Genomic DNA, 18,807 nt, shown 5'->3' with positions numbered 1-18,807 from the left:
TATTGTCTGTACGCTTCGATAACATCCTAAATTTCCCCCGTTAACCAAGAATTCTATCCCTATTATACAAAAAAAACCTGTAGATTTGGCCACTAGTTAGGGACTTTGTCTACAAGCTGAAGCATCCTTCAGGATGCTTTTTATATCATTCATTAATTTTTCAAAACAGATTAAATAACCTTTTGTAACTTGAAAAAAAGTAAATGTTTATTCTTATATTTTTTGGCAATAATAGTTTGATGTTTAACATATTTAGAAAATTATGGTAAACTTGAAATACAATTTATAAAAAATGCTTGAAAGCAGTGAGTTTTTTTGGAAAAAAAAGAGAGAGTAGTTGTTATTATAGGTCCGACTGCTGTTGGAAAAACGGCCATTAGTATTGAATTAGCCAAACGGTTTTCGGGAGAAATTATTAGCGGTGACTCCATGCAAATATATCGTGGTATGGATATCGGAACAGCAAAAATATCGAAAGAAGAAATGGATGGAATTCCACACCATCTCATTGATATAAAAAACCCTGAGGAATCATTTTCTGCTTTTGATTTTCAAAAACTAGTTCGAAAAAAAATTACTGAAATTACTAAGCGAAATCATTTGCCAATGATTGTAGGTGGAACCGGACTTTATATTCAATCGGTCATCTATGATTATCAATTTAATGATCATTCTACAGATGATAATATACGAAATAACTTATATAGAAGACTAGAACTTGAGGGGATAGCTCCGTTATATCAGGAATTAAAAAGAATTGATCCACAAGCAGCGGAAAACATTCACCCAAATAATGAACGAAGAGTAATTCGAGCTCTTGAAATATACTATACAACAGGTCAGACGATGACTGAACAAAAATTAAACCAGCAAAGAGAATTGCTTTATGATGTTGCGCTTGTTGGATTAACAATGGAGCGGGATGTTTTATATGAACGAATTAACAAACGAGTGGATCAAATGATTCGTCAAGGTTTGGTGAAAGAAGCAAAAGTATTTTATGATCAAGGATTAAAAAATGTTCAATCGACACAAGCGATTGGCTATAAAGAACTATTCCATTATTTTGATGGTAAAATATCTTTGGATGAGGCAATTGAACAAATTAAGAAAAACACCCGTCGTTTTGCTAAAAGACAATTAACATGGTTCAGAAATAAGATGGATGTGGAATGGTTTGATATGACCGATTCGCAAAAGTTTGGCGAAAATTTAGAAAAAATTTCTAAATTTATTGCAGGAAAGTTTTAATTAAAATCGAATAAATTATTTAAGGAGATTAATGAGGAGGACAAGAAATGAACAAACAGATTAACATTCAAGACCAATTTTTAAATCAACTTCGAAAAGAAAATATTCAAGTTACGGTCTTTCTGACGAACGGTTTTCAAATACGTGGGTTTGTAAAAGGCTTTGATAATTTTACAGTTTTATTTGAGACGGATGGTAAACAACAACTTGTTTTTAAACATGCAATCTCAACCTTTTCACCTACACGTAATGTACAAATTAATGTTGAATAATAATAAAATGTAACAAATCTTAAATAAACATAAGGCTTCCCATATGCAATGTATTAAAGGTTTTGCATCCATATGGGAAGCCTTATTTAATTGAATATACATTATTTAATGCATGTACTGAAACTTTATTGAATAAAGTTAAATAAAGGTGTTTTCCTAATAAAAGAATTTTTAATACAGTAGCCATCATTTTTAAGAAAAAAGTTAAATGATCTAATCATTCAATGTTCTCATAAAACGTTTTTATTTCTTGGGAAAGCGCAAGATCTGACAAGTCCATTTTATTTTTGTCGAGAAATGTTTTTTCGAGTTCCCTATAAATAATTAAATGGGCGAATGTCACCTTTTTTGCATCGAAGCGTATACTGATGTATTGATAGAGAGGTGAACAACTTGAACCAACCACCATTCCGTATGAAAAACAATGGACAAATAAGTATAACACTGAATCCAAAAATTCCGAAAAGCGAAATTTATCCGGAACCGATAGAATGGAAACCCAAAGAACAGACTGAAGAACATGAAATTTTAAAGGAAATTGAAGAAGAACTTGGTTCACTTGTCGGACTTGATGAAGTGAAAAAGATCATTAAGGAAATATATGCTTGGATTATTGTTAATAAAAAAAGGGAAGAATTAGGTCTGAAATCAGGTAAACAAGTTCTACACATGATGTTTAAAGGAAATCCCGGAACAGGAAAAACGACAGTAGCTCGATTAATAGGTAAATTATTTCATAAAGTAAATGTGTTATCAAAGGGGCATTTAATTGAATGTGAAAGAGCCGATTTAGTAGGGGAATATATTGGTCATACAGCACAGAAAACAAGGGATGTAATAAAGAAAGCAATGGGAGGCATTCTATTTATTGATGAAGCATACTCCCTCGGTCGTGGTGGTGAAAAAGATTTTGGTAAAGAAGCGATCGACACCCTTGTCAAACATATGGAAGATAAGCAGAATGATTTTGTATTAATCCTTGCCGGTTATTCGCGGGAAATGGATCATTTCTTGTCACTGAATCCAGGATTGGAATCACGCTTTCCAATAATAATAGAATTTCCTGATTATTCAGTCGAGCAATTAATGGAAATAGCAAGAAGAATGGTAAAGAACAGAGAGTATATATTAAGTTCTGATGCAGAACGGAAGTTAAAGGAACATTTAGTACAGATAAAAACAACGGTTTATCGAAGCCGTTTCTCCAATGGACGTTATATTCGGAATATTATTGAAAAGTCGATACGACAACAGGCAATGCGCTTGTTAATCAATAACCAGTACGATAAAACAGATTTAATGACAATTCGCAGTAATGATTTAATCTTTACGAACGACCGATAGCAAATAGGGAATAATTGGTATATAATAGTACCGTATGGAGACAATGCTCAATAGATGAGCATTTTTTTCATTAATAACCTCCAAAAACAGGGTGATTTTTATGTCTAATTCAAAAGAAAATGTCATCTTAATTGGTTGTCGACTACCAAGTATGGATGAACAACGATTTCAATATTCTATGGAGGAACTAGCATCATTAACACATACAGCAAATGGTATTGTTAAATTACAAATTACACAGAAGAGAGATAGGCCAGACCCTTCAACATATATCGGTCGAGGAAAAGTTGAGGAGTTAAAACCAGTAATTGATGAATTAGAAATTGATGTGGTGATTTTTAATAGTGAATTAACACCGAGTCAAATGCGGAATTTAAATCGTGAGTTAAAGGTACGAATCATTGACCGAACGCAATTAATTCTTGATATATTTGCTCAACGTGCAAAATCTAGGGAAGGTAAACTGCAAGTCGAATTAGCCCAATTAGAATATTTATTACCAAGACTTGCAGGACATGGAACAGAACTATCCAAGCTCGGTGGCGGAATTGGAACGAGAGGTCCTGGGGAAACACAACTCGAAACAGATCGGAGACATATAAGAGCACGCATTCAAGATATAAAAAATCAACTGTCTGTCATTGTAGAACACCGTATCCGCTATCGTAAGAGAAGAAAACGAAATAAATCGTTTCATATCGCATTAATCGGATATACGAACGCAGGAAAATCAACATTATTCAACCGCTTAACAGATGCAGAATCATATGAAGAGGATAAACTTTTTGCCACCCTAGATCCATTAACAAGACAAATGATTTTGCCTAGTGGTTATAAAGTTTTACTGAGTGATACGGTTGGTTTTATTGAAGATTTACCGACGACATTAGTTGCTGCTTTCCGTTCTACGCTAGAAGAAGTAAGGGAAGCGGACTTACTATTACATGTCGTTGATAGTTCAAATCCTGATTATTTCCAACACGAGAAAACGGTTAAAAAAATTTTGACTGAATTACAAGCCGATAATATCCCAATATTAACATTGTATAACAAAATTGAGCTGAAACATCATGACTTTGTTCCAATTGCAGAAACTGATGTTTTACAAATTAGTGCTTTTAAAGAGACGGATCGTTATAAAGTGAAACGTTTTATAGAAGATATGCTGTTAAAAGAAATGGATGAATATAACGTGGAATTACCGCCTACTGAAGGTAAAACTTTATCTCGATTAAAAGAAGAAACGATTTTACGAGAGTTAAAGTTTAACGACAAACAAGAAACGTATATTTGTAAAGGATATATATTAACAGACCACCCATTGCATGGAGAAATAAAAAAATATAAAAATGGAGATGGAAAACGCAGTGAGGAATGAATTAAAGAACGGAAACGTATTAAATTCAATTATTAAAGAAGTTGAAATGCAGATTCGTCCAATTCATGAAAAAATTGATGAAATTGTGGAAACGAATCAATACAAAGTATTAAAAAGCTTCCAAAAAAATGGTGTAAGTGATTCCCATTTTAACCCTTCAACAGGTTATGGATATGACGATCTCGGACGGGATACTTTAGAAAAAGTATATGCTGATTATTTTGGAACAGAAGCAGGGCTTGTTCGACCACAAATTATCTCAGGAACTCATGCCATTTCCACTTGTTTATTTGGTATCCTTCGTCCTGGTGATGAGTTGCTTTATATAACTGGCAGTCCATATGATACGCTAGAGGAAGTAGTTGGTATTCGTGGTACCGGAATCGGTAGTTTAAAAGAATATAACATAAGTTATGATGCAGTTCCACTAACAAAAGATGGTCGTCCCGATTATGCTAAAATAGCTAAGGCAATTAAACCGGATACCAAGATGGTAGGTATCCAAAGATCAAAAGGTTATGCAAATCGACCTTCATTTACCATTGATGAAATTAAAGAGATGGTTCAATTTGTAAAAGAAATTAAGCAGGATATTATCGTTTTTGTCGATAATTGTTACGGTGAATTCGTTGAATTGCGAGAGCCAACCCACGTCGGTGTAGATTTAATGGCTGGTTCGTTAATTAAAAACCCTGGAGCTGGCTTAGTGAAAACAGGAGGTTATATAGTAGGAAGACAAGATCTTGTAGACCGATGTGCTTTTCGATTAACTGCCCCTGGCATTGGTAAAGAAGCAGGAGCATCATTATATAGCCTACTTGAGATGTACCAAGGATTTTTCTTAGCACCCCATGTTGTGGGTCAAGCCTTAAAAGGTGCTGTATTTACTTCGGCGATGCTAGAGCGACTTGGTCTAAATACCGACCCGGCATGGAATGCCAATAGAACGGATTTAATTCAATCAGTGCAATTCGATGATAAAGAACGAATGATCGCATTTTGTCAAGCTATTCAATATGCTTCTCCGATTAATTCGCAATTCACTCCATACCCAAGCTATATGCCTGGTTATGAAGATGATGTCATCATGGCTGCGGGTACGTTTATTCAAGGTTCTAGTATTGAATTATCTGCAGATGGGCCAATCCGACCACCTTATGTTGCTTATATACAAGGCGGTTTAACTTATGAACATGTAAAAATCGCCATTTGTACTGCTTTAGATCATTTGATCGATAAGGGTTTATTATATATCCAATAGTAAGGTAAAATTTGGGCTGAATGAACACAGCCCAAATTTTTTATTAAATGAAATCGTGATGGAATTATGATAAAAGAAACGAAGTTGTGTATAAAATTAAAAAAACTGGTACCAATAAAAGGGACAATTGTTTTATTTACATAACAATTTGTGATTCGGTTATCATTTCATCCAAATCTTAATTTTCTAGATCCATTAATAAAAATGGAAAGAAGTAAGTGTGTGTTTAAACGTAAAAAATTAAAAAAAGGGACAATCGCCATTTTATAAAAAAATTTTTCTGAATATCATATCTAGCATTGACAACTAAAATATTCTTGAAATATAATTACACCATAATTTTTTGGATGGATCTTTATTGTGTGAACATTCCAAAGAAAAAAATTGTGTGAGATTTATTTTTACCCAATCTATTTAAAAGATGGAGGCAAGTGAATGGGGAAATATACCAAAGAAGATATTTTACGTTTAGCAAAAGAGCAAGAAGTATCGTTTATTCGTCTACAATTTACGGATATTCTAGGAACAATTAAAAATGTCGAGATTCCATTGAGTCAATTACCAAAAGCACTAGATAATAAGATGATGTTTGATGGTTCTTCTATCGAAGGATTTGTACGTATAGAAGAAAGTGATATGTATTTATATCCTGATTTGGATACGTGGGTGATCTTTCCTTGGACTGCAGGGCGTGGAAAGGTGGCACGCTTAATTTGTGATATATATACAGCAGATGGTAAGCCTTTTGCAGGTGATCCAAGAAGTAATTTAAAACGAGTGTTATCCGAAATGGAAGAAATGGGTTTCACCCACTTTAATTTAGGTCCAGAGCCTGAATTCTTCTTATTTAAATTAGATGAATACGGCGAACCGACATTAGAGTTGAATGACCATGGTGGATATTTTGATCTAGCGCCGACGGATTTAGGTGAAAACTGTCGTAAAGAAATTGTAGTTGAATTAGAAGAAATGGGATTCGAAGTAGAAGCATCACACCATGAAGTAGCTCCTGGTCAACATGAAATCGACTTTAAGTATGCCGATGCAGTCACTGCCTGTGATAACATTCAAACATTTAAATTAGTTGTAAAAACAATAGCAAGAAAGCATGGTTTACATGCTACATTTATGCCAAAACCAATTTACGGAATAAGCGGTTCAGGAATGCATTGTAATTTATCTCTATTTAAGGGAAATGAAAATGTGTTTTTTGACCCAAATGGCAAATTACAGCTTAGTGAAGTAGCATATCAATTTATGGCAGGGATTTTAAAACATGCACCAGGATATACAGCTATTACCAATCCTATTGTCAATTCTTATAAACGATTAGTACCAGGGTATGAAGCTCCCGTTTATGTTGCTTGGTCAGCTAGAAATCGTAGTCCACTTGTTCGTATTCCTACATCAAGAGGACTAAGTACACGTGTTGAATTGCGTAGTGTTGACCCTGCAGCAAACCCATACTTAGCAATGGCTGTATTACTTAGAGCAGGGTTAGATGGTATTAAAAATAAATTAACACCACCAGCTCCAGTCGATCGAAATATATATGAGATGACGAAAGAAGAACGGGAAGCAGAAGGAATTAGCGATCTCCCTGGAACACTTCATTTCGCAATAGAAGAACTGCGGAAAGATGAAGTTATTAAAGATGCTTTAGGTCCACATATTTTTACTAACTTTGTGGAAGCTAAGGAAATCGAATGGAACATGTTCCGCTCTCATGTCACAAATTGGGAAAGAGACCATTATATGAAACTTTATTAAAAATAGATTGAACGTAATTCATCTATACTTTTTTAGTGAATTAAAGGAATAACGAAATATCTGATATTTTAGTTGTATTAATCTAAAGCATGTGTTAGTATTAAAATAAATTAAATAAAGGAATCCTTCGGGGCAGGGTGAAATTCCCGACCGGCGGTGATGAGGGTGCTTGCACTCTCTCAGTCCGTGACCCATTTTCATTCTATATGGAAATGGCTGATTTGGTGAAATTCCAAAACCGACAGTTAAAGTCTGGATGGGAGAAGGATGTCATAGTATCGTTTAAATTTATCTATTTAAACGTTTATTTGTCATACCATTAAAGCCCCATACTTCATGTATGGGGTTTTATTCATCTATAAACTTTACTTCAATGTTAGAGTATCCATTTCTTTTATTATCAAACAATTCATATTATTTTCACCTCTAAACCCTCCCCGTTTCTTGGATTCCTTATTATTCAATTGAAAAATTTTTTATTTTGAAGATGAAAGAGGCGATGTGTATTTGTTCACAGGTATAGTTGAAGAAATTGGAACAGTATCTCGAATTCGACAAAATGGACCAACTTTAATGATTACCATTAAAGCGAACAAGATCTTACATGATGTAAATTTAGGTGATAGTATTGCTGTTAACGGTGTTTGTTTAACGGTAACAAACTTTTCAAAGGACCACTTTGAAGTTGATGTCATGCCTGAAACATATAAAGATACCACATTGAAATATTTAAAAGTTGGTTCGGAAGTTAATTTGGAACGTGCCTTAGCAGCAAACGGTCGTTTTGGAGGTCATTTTGTAACGGGCCATACGGATGGTATCGGAACGATTTGGAAACGAACAAATTATGAGAATTCGATTTTAATTGAATTAGAAATACCAGAGAAATTTTCTCACCTTGTGTTAGAAAAAGGCTCGATCGCGATTGATGGAACATCTTTAACTATTTTCAAAGTGAGCCATAATACGATAACCATTTCTCTTATTCCACACACAGCTAAAGCATCTATTATCGGTTCAAAGAAAGAAGGAGAAAAGGTTAATTTAGAATTCGATATGATTGCAAAATATTTGCATACTTTTATACAAAATAAAAGAACAACAACCAATTCAAAAGGTATTACAATGGATTTTTTAAAAGAAAATGGATTTTAATCAATACGTTCTTTGTATATTTATCGAGGAGTGAAATCCAATGTTCAATTCGATAGAAGAAGCATTAGAAGATTTAAAACAAGGAAAAATAATTATTGTCGTTGACGATGAAAACCGTGAAAACGAAGGTGATTTTCTAGCTTTAGCAGATTTTGCGACCCCTGAGACGATAAATTTCATGGCAAAAGAAGGAAGAGGATTAATTTGTACGCCGATTACCGAAGAGATCGCTAATCGTTTAAATTTACATCCGATGGTAGAAAATAATACCGACACAAAACAAACGGCTTTTACAGTTTCGATCGACCATAAAGATACAACGACGGGGATTAGTGCGTTTGAACGCTATCATACGATCAAAAAAATCCTTGACCCACAAAGTAAGGCAACCGACTTTAATAGGCCAGGGCATGTGTTCCCTTTAATTGCAAAAAATGGAGGAGTTTTAAATCGTCCTGGTCATACAGAAGCTGCCATTGACTTTGCTAAATTAGTTGGGGCAAACCCGGTCGGTATTATTTGTGAAATAATGAATGATGACGGATCAATGGCACGATTGAATCATCTTATTGAAATGGCAGAACGATTTCAATGTAAATTAGTATCTATTGAACAATTACAACGATACTTATTAAAACAACTAGTTTAGTTGTTTAAAATTTATAAAAATTATTCTTTTTTCATTTATGAATGTTAAGATATTTATAGAAGGAGAGATAGAAGTGAAAAAAGTGTATGAAGGAAATTTGATTGGAACAGGACTTAAATTGGCGATCGTCGTATCGAGGTTTAATGAATTTATCAATGGACGGTTATTAACGGGAGCAGAAGATGCTTTAAAAAGGCATGGTGTGGAAGATGAAAATATAGAAATATACTGGGTACCGGGTGCATTTGAAATTCCACTAACAGCACAAAAATTAGCAGAATCTAAAAAGTTCGATGCTGTCATTACTTTGGGGACCGTTATTAGAGGTGCAACTCCACATTTTGATTATGTTAGTAATGAAGTAGCAAAAGGTGTAGCTAGTGCAAGTATGAAAACAGGTGTCCCGATTATTTTTGGCGTTTTGACAACAGATACTATTGAACAAGCGATTGAACGTGCTGGTACAAAGGCGGGTAATAAAGGATATGATGCAGCTGTAACAGCAATTGAACTTGCAAATTTATATAAAGAGATCGCAAATTAATAGAATATTTTTATATCGTAAGAATTGTTTTTTATATGAATTTAATTGTAAAGGGAGGTCGAGGATAAAACGAGTCGAAAATAAGTTAAAAAAGCCTCTGAACCGAGTATTTGAGGGCAAAACCCGAGTGTAGAACTGTCTTTGAATATGTTTAAAAATAACTTGGTGATAGTGGTTTATTAAAATATTTTAATAGAAATATATATAAGTTCAACGGTAAAAACTATCACTAACACTAATTATTAAGATGGTGCGGATATATTGCAATAAGATAAAAGTATTTAAAAATCCTTAGCTGCGTCGAGCAGTTAAGGACTTTTTAATTACAATGGTTAAATTATATTTTTAATAAATGTGGCGATAAACTCCAATGACCTTTCCTAATATTTTTACATTTTCTACAATAATAGGAGCCATTGTTGAATTTTCTGGTTGTAATCGAATATAATCCTTCTCTTTATAAAACCGTTTCACTGTAGCTTCATAATCTTCAGTCATAGCTACTACGATATCTCCATTTTCGGCATTGTTTTGTTGACGGACAACGACATAGTCCCCATCTAATATACCTGCTTCAATCATACTATCTCCCATTACTTCAAGCATGAATACTTGATCACCGCTAGGTGCTAACTTTTCAGGCAAAGGAAAGTATTCTTCAATATTTTCAACAGCAGTAATCGGTTGTCCAGCGGTTACACGACCTACGATTGGCACTTGGCGAACAGGTACTTCTGGTTCAGTAATTTCTCTTCCATCTAAAACTTCAATTGCCCGAGGTTTCGTTGGGTCTCTACGGATTAGACCTTTACTTTCCAAACGCGCTAAATGACCATGAACAGTAGAACTAGACGATAGACCGACAGCTTCACCAATTTCACGAACAGATGGCGGATAACCTTTTTCACGAACTTCTCTTTTTATAAAATCTAGTATTTCTTGTTGTCGTTTTGATAATTTGGTCATATTTTCCACCTCGCAAACATATTTTTTAATAGTATATCATGACGGACAGATGTTTGACAAACGTAAGTTCGAGAAAAATACGAACAAATTTTCGTGATAAATATTGACACAAATATATGTTCGTATTATAATTTCTTTAACAAAAAACGAACAAATATTCGGTTGGGGTGGTTATCATGATCTTACAAAGACTCTGGAAAAATTATTGTTATGTTATTCTATTAATAATCATATCTATCATTTTTAGTTTCGTTTATGTCTTTACAATGTCTGAGAGTCATATTGAACAGGAAAACCAAGATTTTGAAAACCAACATATTGACTACGCAGTTGAATGGAAAAGTTCAATGAAATAAAATAGAGATAAGATCTTGAAAAAGTAGGTGTTTATTTGCAAGCAATTATATATTGTCGTGTCAGTACGGAAAAAGATACACAAGAGTCTTCATTACAAAGGCAAGAAGAAGAATTAATTTATTTAGCAAATCAACATAATTTCCAAGTCGTTAAAATTGTCAAAGAACAAGCAAGTGGTTATGATTTAGATCGACCAGGAATATTGGAAGTTATGGAACATTTAGAAAATATGGATGACCGCATTTTATTAATTCAAGATGAAACAAGATTAGGAAGAGGGAACGCCAAAATAGCTTTATTACATGTACTAATTAAGTTGGGGGTAAAAATCTATACAATATCAGATAACGGAGAGTTACAAATTTCCGATGCAGATTCAATGGTTTTAAAAATTGTTGCCCTTGTCGAAGAATATCAAAGAAAATTACATAATATAAAAATAAAAAGAGGAATGGAACGAGCTGTTGAAAAAGGTTATCGACCTGAACTGAACTTATCAAATCGAGGAACGAATGCAGGTCGCGAACGGAAAGAAGTTCCAATTGAAGAGATTGTGCGCCTAAGAGATAAAGGGTTAACATTTCACGATATTGCTGCTACATTACGTGGGTTCGGTTATCACGTATCAAAGGCGACAGTTCACCGCAGATATCAAGAATATAAACTAGATGAGCATAAAATGGAAAAATCATGATGCTCATTTTTATTGCCTTCAAAACCGTTTTTTTATACGATTATAGGTGTTCACATGTATCTTAGAATTTGATAGAAAGAGGTATATAAAATGATTTCAAAGGAAAAAATAGCGAGAATTAATGAGTTAGCAGCTAAAAAGAAAAAAGAAGGGTTGACCATGGAAGAGGCAAAAGAACAATCCCGACTGCGAAGTGAATACTTACAAAATGTTCGAAACCAATTAAAAAATACACTTGAAAATGTGACGATTGTAGATGCCAAAGGTAATGATGTGACACCCGAAAAATTAAAACAAATAAAAATGCGTAAAAGAAATCACTAATTTAATTTTGAAATATGATGGTCAAAAACTTCTTTAAAAATGAATAGGAGTTATAATGAAGGAACCATCTAATCTAGTAAATAAGGATATTATTATGATGGTTCCTTATTTTATGAATAATGATGATTTCGACAAAGATAGAACTTATTTTCACAATAATTTGACATAAATTTCACCCTATTTCATATACAATATAAGGAATAGTATGAAATATTCCAAAAATGAAATAGGGGTTGTAGTGAAGATGAGGAGATACGATTTATATATAATTGACGATCAATTTATCAATTATTATTATGGTAGGGAAAGGATTTTCTATAATCTATTTAAAGATTACGAAAAAGCAAATGCTAGTTTAAAAAAGGTCCTATATAAACAAATTGATTACATTACGAAAACAATGCCTGTATTACGCATTCATAAGCAGTTAATTCAGCTACTAAGTAAACATAAAGATTACTATATGAAAGATGGTGTTTATTGTCTAGAAAATAAGACAAGTTCTGCCCGATTAACTTTACAAAATAAAAGATGTATTTTATATGCGACAGGTAGTATACATGCTGAAATGATAATTTTTGAAGCCTTACGTAAAGTAGACTTAAATTTTTTAGCAATTGATATTGAAAATGAACGGTTCGGTTGGATTAAGCCAATGAAAGAGAAGCATTATATATAATCATAAATCGTTGTCTCCTGCTGTTCACGACGAATTTGTTTTTAGATGGTGAAAATTGTAAAATTTACTTGATAAAAATGAAATAAAATGGAAAAATAGTGTATGTTGTCATATTGTAAAAACGACATACCTTTAGTAAACTTTTTTATAGACAACATGAAGGAGGATAATGTTATGCCGTGGTGGGGTTATTTACTAATCGTCGTTGCATTACTCGGTGGCGTTGCGATTGGATTTTTCTTAGCACGTAAATATATGATGGACTACTTGAAGAAAAATCCACCAATTAATGAACAAATGATCCGAGTGATGATGATGCAAATGGGACAAAAACCATCGCAGAAGAAAATTAATCAAATGATGAATATGATTAATAAGCAACAAGAAAAACAATAATCCAAGAGCAAAACTCCTAAATAAGATTAATAAAAGGTAATCTCCTTGTTATTAATACATATTTAGGTAATTCAGACACAATGATCACTATTTCCGTATGATTAATGCTGAATCGGAAAGGTGGTCATTTTTTTCTACAATATTGGTCGTAAAATTCAAAATTAAATAAATAGTAGTTTTATATTTGAGGATGGGATATTTTAACTATATCTTTGATTTTATAAGCTTTTAAATTAGATTCATGAATAATTTACATAGGAAATTAATTTGGAGGATGAACATGAAAGTTTTTCGTGATTTATCATGGTTTTTTAAACAAGAAAAAAAAGCATATTTAACTGGAATTTTTATGTTATTTTTAGTGGCAATATTACAACTTGTCCCTCCGCGGGTGATCGGTATTGTAGCCGATGAAATTGAAGCGAGTTCAATCACTTGGGGGAAATTAAGTGTTTGGATATCCGTTCTAATACTCGCTGGTATGCTTATGTATATTCTTCGCTATTATTGGCGAATTCATATTTTTGGAGCATCGGTAAAATTGGCAAGAATTCTTCGAACACGCCTTTATGAGCATTTTACAAAAATGTCTCCCCATTTTTACCAAAGAAAGCGTATAGGAGACTTAATGGCCCACGCAACAAATGATATTCAAGCAATTCAACAAACAGCCGGATCAGGAGTACTTACTTTAGTTGATTCATTGCTTACCGGTGGATTTGTCATTGTCGCTATGGCTATAACGATCAGTTGGAAGTTGACATTAATTGCACTCCTTCCGATGCCGATCATAGCGCTTTTGACAAATTGGTATGGTACAACATTACATGCCCGTTTCAAAAAGGCACAGGAAGCCTTTTCATTCTTAAATGACAAAACACAAGAGAGTATTTCAGGCATAAAAGTGATCAAAACTTTTGGGCAGGAAAAGGAAGATATTGAAGATTTTAAAAAGCTTTCTAACGAAGTCGTACAAAAAAATATCGCCGTTGCCAAAATTGATTCATTATACGATCCTACTATTTCCGCATGTGTCGGCATCTCCTTCATTTTATCAATCGGCTTTGGAGCGAAATATGTACTTGAGGGAAGTATGTCCATTGGTGATTTGATTGCTTTTAATACCTACTTAGGATTGCTTATTTGGCCAATGCTTGCTTTCGGATGGTTTTTTAATATTGTTGAAAGAGGGCGTGCATCTTATGACAGGGTTTATCGCCTTTTAAATGAAAAAATAGATATTGTCGATCGTGAACAAACAATCGACGAAAGTCCTAGTGGAGATATTGAAATCAGTATTACAAACTTCCAATATCCGAATCATGAAAAATCCATTTTACAGGATATTCATTTTACGTTAAAACAAGGAAAAACACTCGGGATCGTTGGAAAAACCGGCGCTGGGAAAACGAGTTTATTAAAACTGCTTTTACGTGAATTCGAAGGTTATAATGGGGAAATTCGAATTGGTGGGCGAGATATAAAAGATTATCGATTAGATGCATTAAGAAAAGCCTTTGGTTATGTACCTCAAGATCATTTTCTTTTTTCTGCAACAATTAAAGAAAATATTGCCTTTGCAAAACCAAATGCAACGGATGAGGAAATTTATTTAGCTGCAAAAACTGCGGATGTTCATGATGATATACAAGGTTTTGTTGATGGCTATGATACGATTGTGGGAGAACGTGGTGTCAGTTTATCCGGGGGACAGAAACAACGGATCTCGATTGCTAGAGCCATTTTATTAAACCCTGAAATTTTAATATTAGATGACTCTTTATCTGCAGTCGATGCGAAAACAGAAGAATCGATTCTTACTGCATTAAAAGAAAACCGTCAAGGAAAAACAACGATTATTACAGCACATAGACTAAGTGCTATACAGCATGCAGATTTAATTATTGTGTTAGATGATGGAAAAATAACCCAAATTGGTGTGCACGAATCGCTTATGCAGGAAAATGGGTGGTATAAAGAAATCTATCACCAACAACAGCTGGAAGCACTTGTAGAACATGGAGGGTAATGATAGATGGATAAGATCACAATTCTGAATTCCCAAGAGCAAAGACAGGTTTTTTTTCGCTTGTTAAAATATGTTAAACCACATATAAAACAAATTATTATTGCCTTTGTATTATTAAGTTTAGTAACAATCGGTGAAGTATCTGGTCCAATCTTAATCAAAATTTTTATTGATGACTTTGTGGCACCGAACAATATCGTTGCCGGACCGATTATTACACTAGCATCACTCTATTTATTTATTCTATTCACTAGTGCTGTTGTCATGTACATCCAGTCATTAAAGTTTCAAGAAATTGCATTAAAAATAATTCAGCAATTACGAATAGACGTTTTTTCAAAAGTTCAGACGCTCGGTTTACGTTATTTTGACAAAACTCCTGTAGGAACAATCGTTTCACGTGTCACGAATGATACGGAAGCGATTAAAGAGTTATTTGTCAGCGTTTTAGCTATTTTCATCCAAAGTATCTTTTTATTTATTGGAATTTTTGTTGCAATGTTTATACTTGATATAAAGTTAGCTGCTCTCTGTTTACTGTTTTTACCAATCCTTATTTGGATTATTCATATGTATCGAAAATTAAGCTCTACATCTTTTTCAGCGTTAAGAGAATTAATCGGACAACTTAATGCGAAATTAAACGAATCTTTACAAGGTATGTCCATTATTCAAGTGTTTCGCCAAGAAAAGCGCATGAGAAAAGAATTTAATGAGCTCAATACGAAACACTATGAAGCAGGGATCCACAATATTAAAATAAATGGATTACTTCTTCGTCCTGCCGTTGATTTAGTTCATATCATAGCTATTTTAATTGTTTTAAGTTTTTTTGGTATAACCTCTATGGAATCAACAATAGAAATCGGAGTTTTATATGCTTTTGTAAACTATATATCCCGATTTTTTGAACCAGTTAACCAAGTTATGCAACAATTAACTTTTTTTCAACAAGCGGTTATTTCTGCAGCACGTGTTTTTAAATTATTGGATGAAAAAGAATTGGCACCCCAACAAGAAAATCGGCCAGTGCAAATCAGCAAAGGAAAAATTGAATTTCGGAACGTCACTTTCTCTTATGATGGTAATCAAAAAGTTTTAAAAAATATTACGTTTACCGCAAATCCTGGAGATACCGTTGCATTAGTTGGACATACAGGAAGTGGAAAAAGCTCCATTATTAATTTATTAATGCGATTTTATGAATTTGAAAAAGGGGAAATCTTAATCGATGGAGTATCGATTAAACAATATAATATGAATGAGTTGAGACAAAAAATGGGACTTGTTTTACAAGATGCCTTTCTGTTTTATGGTACGATAAAGGATAATATTAGACTTCACAATGAAGAACTTACAGATGAGGATATCATTGAGGCAGCGGAGTTTGTTCAAGCCAATCAATTTATTGAAAAGCTACCAGATGGGTATAACCAACAAGTCACAGAAAGGGGTTCAACATTTTCCAGTGGTCAAAGGCAGTTGCTTGCGTTTGCCCGAACAATGGTAACAAATCCAAAAATATTAATTTTGGATGAAGCGACAGCTAATATTGATACTGAAACAGAAGAAATGATTCAACAAGCCTTAGCTAAAATGAGAAAAGGCCGAACAACCATTGCCATTGCCCATCGTTTATCAACCATTCAAGATGCAGATTTAATCCTTGTACTACATAAAGGTGAGATAGTGGAACGTGGAAATCATCAACAATTACTAGCGCAAAAAGGTTTATATTATAAAATGTATCTATTACAAAACGGACATTCAGAAAATATAGCTGACGTAGTCCAGCAAGAAATATAAAATTGAGCGCTTATAGTAGTAATGTATAACAAATGTTTTATGTCATAAAATTTGATACAATTAAACTAATAATAAATCTATTTATTTCATTTTTTCCTTTAATTTCAGTCAGCATGAATCAATATTATAGGGGGTATTTTATTGACGGATGTTAATATTTATTTAGCTTTTGGTGCTGGCGTTTTAAGTTTTATATCTCCTTGCGTATTACCGTTATACCCTGCCTTTTTATCTTATATTACCGGTATGAGTGTAGGTGAATTAAAAGAAGAAAATGTATTACTTAGACGAAGAAGTTTATTACATACGATTTCTTTTCTTCTAGGTTTTTCTGTCGTTTTTGTTGTACTAGGTATGAGCACTACCTATATCTACAGTTTATTTGTACAAAACATGGATTTGATTAGACAAATAGGTGCTATTATTATCATATTCTTTGGATTAATGACAGTTGGTTTGATACAACCGAAATCTTTAATGAGTGAAAAACGTATTGAGTTTAAAAATAAGCCATCAGGTTATATCGGTTCGGCATTGGTGGGACTAACATTTGCAGCCGGTTGGACACCTTGCATGGGACCGATTTTAGGCGCAGTTATCACCTTAGCTGCTACAAATCCTGCGGCGGGGTTTATTTATATGACCGCATATGTATTAGGATTTGCTATACCATTTTTAGTTATGACCTTTTTTATTGGTAGAATGAAGTGGATTCAACGTCATAATATACGGTTGATGAAAATAGGTGGCTATTTAATGATAATCGTCGGTATAATGTTGTTTTTTGATTTAATGACTATATTTATTAGCTGGTTAACCGTTTTGTCTGGCGGTTTTCAAGGGTTTTGAGCGAAATGCCTTGAGGAGGATTGTTTGTGGGGAATATATTGATAGTGGATGATGCAAAATTTTTACGAAAGACAATTATAAATGCAATTGATAAAACGGAACACCGTGTTATTGGTGAGGCTACAAATGGCAAAGAAGCAGTTCAAAGATATTTACAATTAAAACCTGATCTCGTGATTATGGATATTACGATGCCGGATATGAATGGGATTGCAGCGGTAAAACAAATTAAACAAAATGACCCAAGTGCTAAAATTATTATGTGCTCTGCTTTAAGTCAACAAAAAATGGTCGTTCATGCGATTGAAGCAGGTGCAAAAGACTTTATCGTAAAACCTTTTGATGAAACGAATCTTATAGAAACGATAGAAAAAAATATTGTTGATTAATAAAAAATAAGGTTATCCTTAGACAATGGATTGAAAAGGATAACCTCATTTTTATTGAAATAAATGTTCGTATTTTTCTGTACATATATCCATTTCACTTAATTTTTTACGTAAAAACTTATGATCTCGTTTTGGTGTGGCAATGATATAACCCTTTATGATTATATCATTCGTAATTTTTTTCGCTTTTTCTTTTAAAGCAATTTCACCGATTTTTCCTTGGATTTTTTGACGGGCGACATCACGAAAAGGTTTGGGAACCGGTGATACTAGTTCTTCTAGAAGGGAAAGGGTTTCTCGATCCCATAAATCTTTTGTTTTTTCTACATAATAGATTTCCCAATCTAAATCGGATTTCCCGTCTTTTTTTGGAAGGCTTTTTAAAAATTTCCGAAACATAAAAAATCCACCAATTCCAAGTAGGGTTGGGAGTAGAAAGATCCAAAAAAGAATAAACCATTGAAACCAGCCGTTAAACATAAAACTCCTCCTAGAAAAATGAAGTATAATTAAATTAATATTAAAAATATTCAAATCTATTATATCAAAAATATAAATTATGAAAAACAAAGATGATGTATAAAATTTTGTGTAAGCAAATTTCTAGATAAATAAAAATAGGTAGGGTATTCTCAGATTTGCGACCAAACAAATTGAGAAAGGATGACCCTACCTATGTCTAGTAGTATACCTA

Annotated in this window: 19 protein-coding genes, 1 pseudogene and 1 riboswitch; of the genes and pseudogenes, 18 read left to right on the top strand and 2 right to left on the bottom strand. The window is 33.3% G+C overall.

Annotation, left to right across the window (positions count from 1 at the left end; translation table 11 throughout):
* Positions 1-315: 315 nt before the first annotated feature.
* The 9 genes and pseudogenes from miaA (at position 316) to ribH (ending at position 9,624) form a co-directional block, all read left to right on the top strand.
* Positions 316-1,251 carry a tRNA (adenosine(37)-N6)-dimethylallyltransferase MiaA gene (gene miaA, locus OEV82_RS14115; protein ID WP_173658013.1) on the top strand — a complete coding sequence of 312 codons (936 nt, stop codon included), beginning with the start codon at positions 316-318 and terminating at the stop codon, positions 1,249-1,251.
* Between the two features lie 47 nt (positions 1,252-1,298).
* Entirely contained in the window at positions 1,299-1,523 is a 225-nt protein-coding gene (gene hfq, locus OEV82_RS14110; RefSeq protein ID WP_173658012.1) for an RNA chaperone Hfq, read from the top strand.
* Between the two features lie 414 nt (positions 1,524-1,937).
* Entirely contained in the window at positions 1,938-2,867 is a 930-nt protein-coding gene (gene spoVK / locus OEV82_RS14105; protein WP_173658014.1) for a stage V sporulation protein K, read from the top strand.
* Between the two features lie 100 nt (positions 2,868-2,967).
* Entirely contained in the window at positions 2,968-4,245 is a 1,278-nt protein-coding gene (gene hflX, locus OEV82_RS14100; RefSeq protein WP_263062239.1) for a GTPase HflX, read from the top strand.
* Positions 4,235-5,506, top strand: coding sequence for a methionine gamma-lyase family protein (locus OEV82_RS14095; protein ID WP_173658010.1), 1,272 nt, complete (start codon positions 4,235-4,237; stop codon positions 5,504-5,506). Before hflX ends, OEV82_RS14095 begins: the two co-directional genes overlap by 11 nt.
* Before the next feature lie 435 nt (positions 5,507-5,941).
* Positions 5,942-7,276 (top strand): type I glutamate--ammonia ligase, encoded by a 1,335-nt coding sequence (glnA, locus tag OEV82_RS14090; RefSeq protein ID WP_173658567.1) that lies wholly within the window; start codon positions 5,942-5,944, stop codon positions 7,274-7,276.
* 119 nt (positions 7,277-7,395) lie between these two features.
* A riboswitch (FMN riboswitch) is annotated at positions 7,396-7,548 on the top strand.
* A 235-nt stretch (positions 7,549-7,783) separates the two neighbouring features.
* Entirely contained in the window at positions 7,784-8,431 is a 648-nt protein-coding gene (ribE, locus tag OEV82_RS14085; protein WP_263062238.1) for a riboflavin synthase, read from the top strand.
* 40 nt (positions 8,432-8,471) lie between these two features.
* A pseudogene (gene ribB, locus OEV82_RS14080) lies at positions 8,472-9,059 on the top strand (3,4-dihydroxy-2-butanone-4-phosphate synthase); the annotation flags it as partial.
* Between the two features lie 94 nt (positions 9,060-9,153).
* On the top strand, positions 9,154-9,624 hold the full coding sequence (gene ribH, locus OEV82_RS14075; protein ID WP_317630470.1) for a 6,7-dimethyl-8-ribityllumazine synthase: 471 nt from the start codon (positions 9,154-9,156) through the stop codon (positions 9,622-9,624).
* Positions 9,625-9,969: 345 nt separating this feature from the next.
* On the opposite strand, the gene lexA is transcribed toward ribH, so the two are convergent.
* A complete protein-coding gene (lexA, locus tag OEV82_RS14070) occupies positions 9,970-10,590 on the bottom strand; it encodes a transcriptional repressor LexA (protein ID WP_173662621.1) in 621 nt (206 codons plus the stop codon).
* A gap of 176 nt (positions 10,591-10,766) precedes the next feature.
* On the opposite strand from lexA, the gene OEV82_RS14065 reads away from it, so the two are divergent.
* From OEV82_RS14065 to OEV82_RS14025, 9 genes are all read left to right on the top strand, one after another.
* Positions 10,767-10,946 carry a hypothetical protein gene (locus tag OEV82_RS14065; RefSeq protein ID WP_173662620.1) on the top strand — a complete coding sequence of 60 codons (180 nt, stop codon included), beginning with the start codon at positions 10,767-10,769 and terminating at the stop codon, positions 10,944-10,946.
* A gap of 35 nt (positions 10,947-10,981) precedes the next feature.
* Positions 10,982-11,641 (top strand): YneB family resolvase-like protein, encoded by a 660-nt coding sequence (locus tag OEV82_RS14060; protein WP_173662619.1) that lies wholly within the window; start codon positions 10,982-10,984, stop codon positions 11,639-11,641.
* Positions 11,642-11,731: 90 nt separating this feature from the next.
* The gene (locus OEV82_RS14055) at positions 11,732-11,965 is read left to right on the top strand and encodes a DUF896 domain-containing protein (protein ID WP_173662618.1); all 234 of its coding nucleotides are present in this window, start codon (positions 11,732-11,734) and stop codon (positions 11,963-11,965) included.
* Between the two features lie 244 nt (positions 11,966-12,209).
* Complete coding sequence (gene sirA / locus OEV82_RS14050; RefSeq protein WP_263062237.1) at positions 12,210-12,644, top strand: sporulation inhibitor of replication protein SirA; 435 nt, start codon at positions 12,210-12,212, stop codon at positions 12,642-12,644.
* 174 nt (positions 12,645-12,818) lie between these two features.
* The gene (locus OEV82_RS14045) at positions 12,819-13,040 is read left to right on the top strand and encodes a YneF family protein (RefSeq protein WP_173662616.1); all 222 of its coding nucleotides are present in this window, start codon (positions 12,819-12,821) and stop codon (positions 13,038-13,040) included.
* Positions 13,041-13,320: 280 nt separating this feature from the next.
* On the top strand, positions 13,321-15,069 hold the full coding sequence (locus OEV82_RS14040) for an ABC transporter transmembrane domain-containing protein (protein ID WP_263062236.1): 1,749 nt from the start codon (positions 13,321-13,323) through the stop codon (positions 15,067-15,069).
* 6 nt (positions 15,070-15,075) lie between these two features.
* Entirely contained in the window at positions 15,076-16,875 is a 1,800-nt protein-coding gene (locus OEV82_RS14035; protein ID WP_173662614.1) for an ABC transporter ATP-binding protein, read from the top strand.
* Positions 16,876-17,016: 141 nt separating this feature from the next.
* Positions 17,017-17,724, top strand: coding sequence for a cytochrome c biogenesis CcdA family protein (locus OEV82_RS14030; protein WP_173662613.1), 708 nt, complete (start codon positions 17,017-17,019; stop codon positions 17,722-17,724).
* Between the two features lie 26 nt (positions 17,725-17,750).
* Positions 17,751-18,113, top strand: a complete 363-nt coding sequence (locus OEV82_RS14025) for a response regulator (protein ID WP_173662612.1) — start codon at positions 17,751-17,753, stop codon at positions 18,111-18,113.
* A 51-nt stretch (positions 18,114-18,164) separates the two neighbouring features.
* Here OEV82_RS14025 and OEV82_RS14020 read toward each other — a convergent pair whose 3' ends face one another.
* Positions 18,165-18,593, bottom strand: coding sequence for a DUF2621 family protein (locus tag OEV82_RS14020; RefSeq protein WP_173662611.1), 429 nt, complete (start codon positions 18,591-18,593; stop codon positions 18,165-18,167).
* Positions 18,594-18,807 lie beyond the last annotated feature (214 nt).

It is taken from the genome of Pallidibacillus thermolactis (genome assembly GCF_025660415.1).
Lineage (GTDB): Bacteria > Bacillota > Bacilli > Bacillales > Caldibacillaceae > Pallidibacillus > Pallidibacillus thermolactis.
The sequence above is the reverse complement of the archived record's forward strand: the minus strand, read 5'-3'. Positions and strand labels throughout refer to the sequence as shown.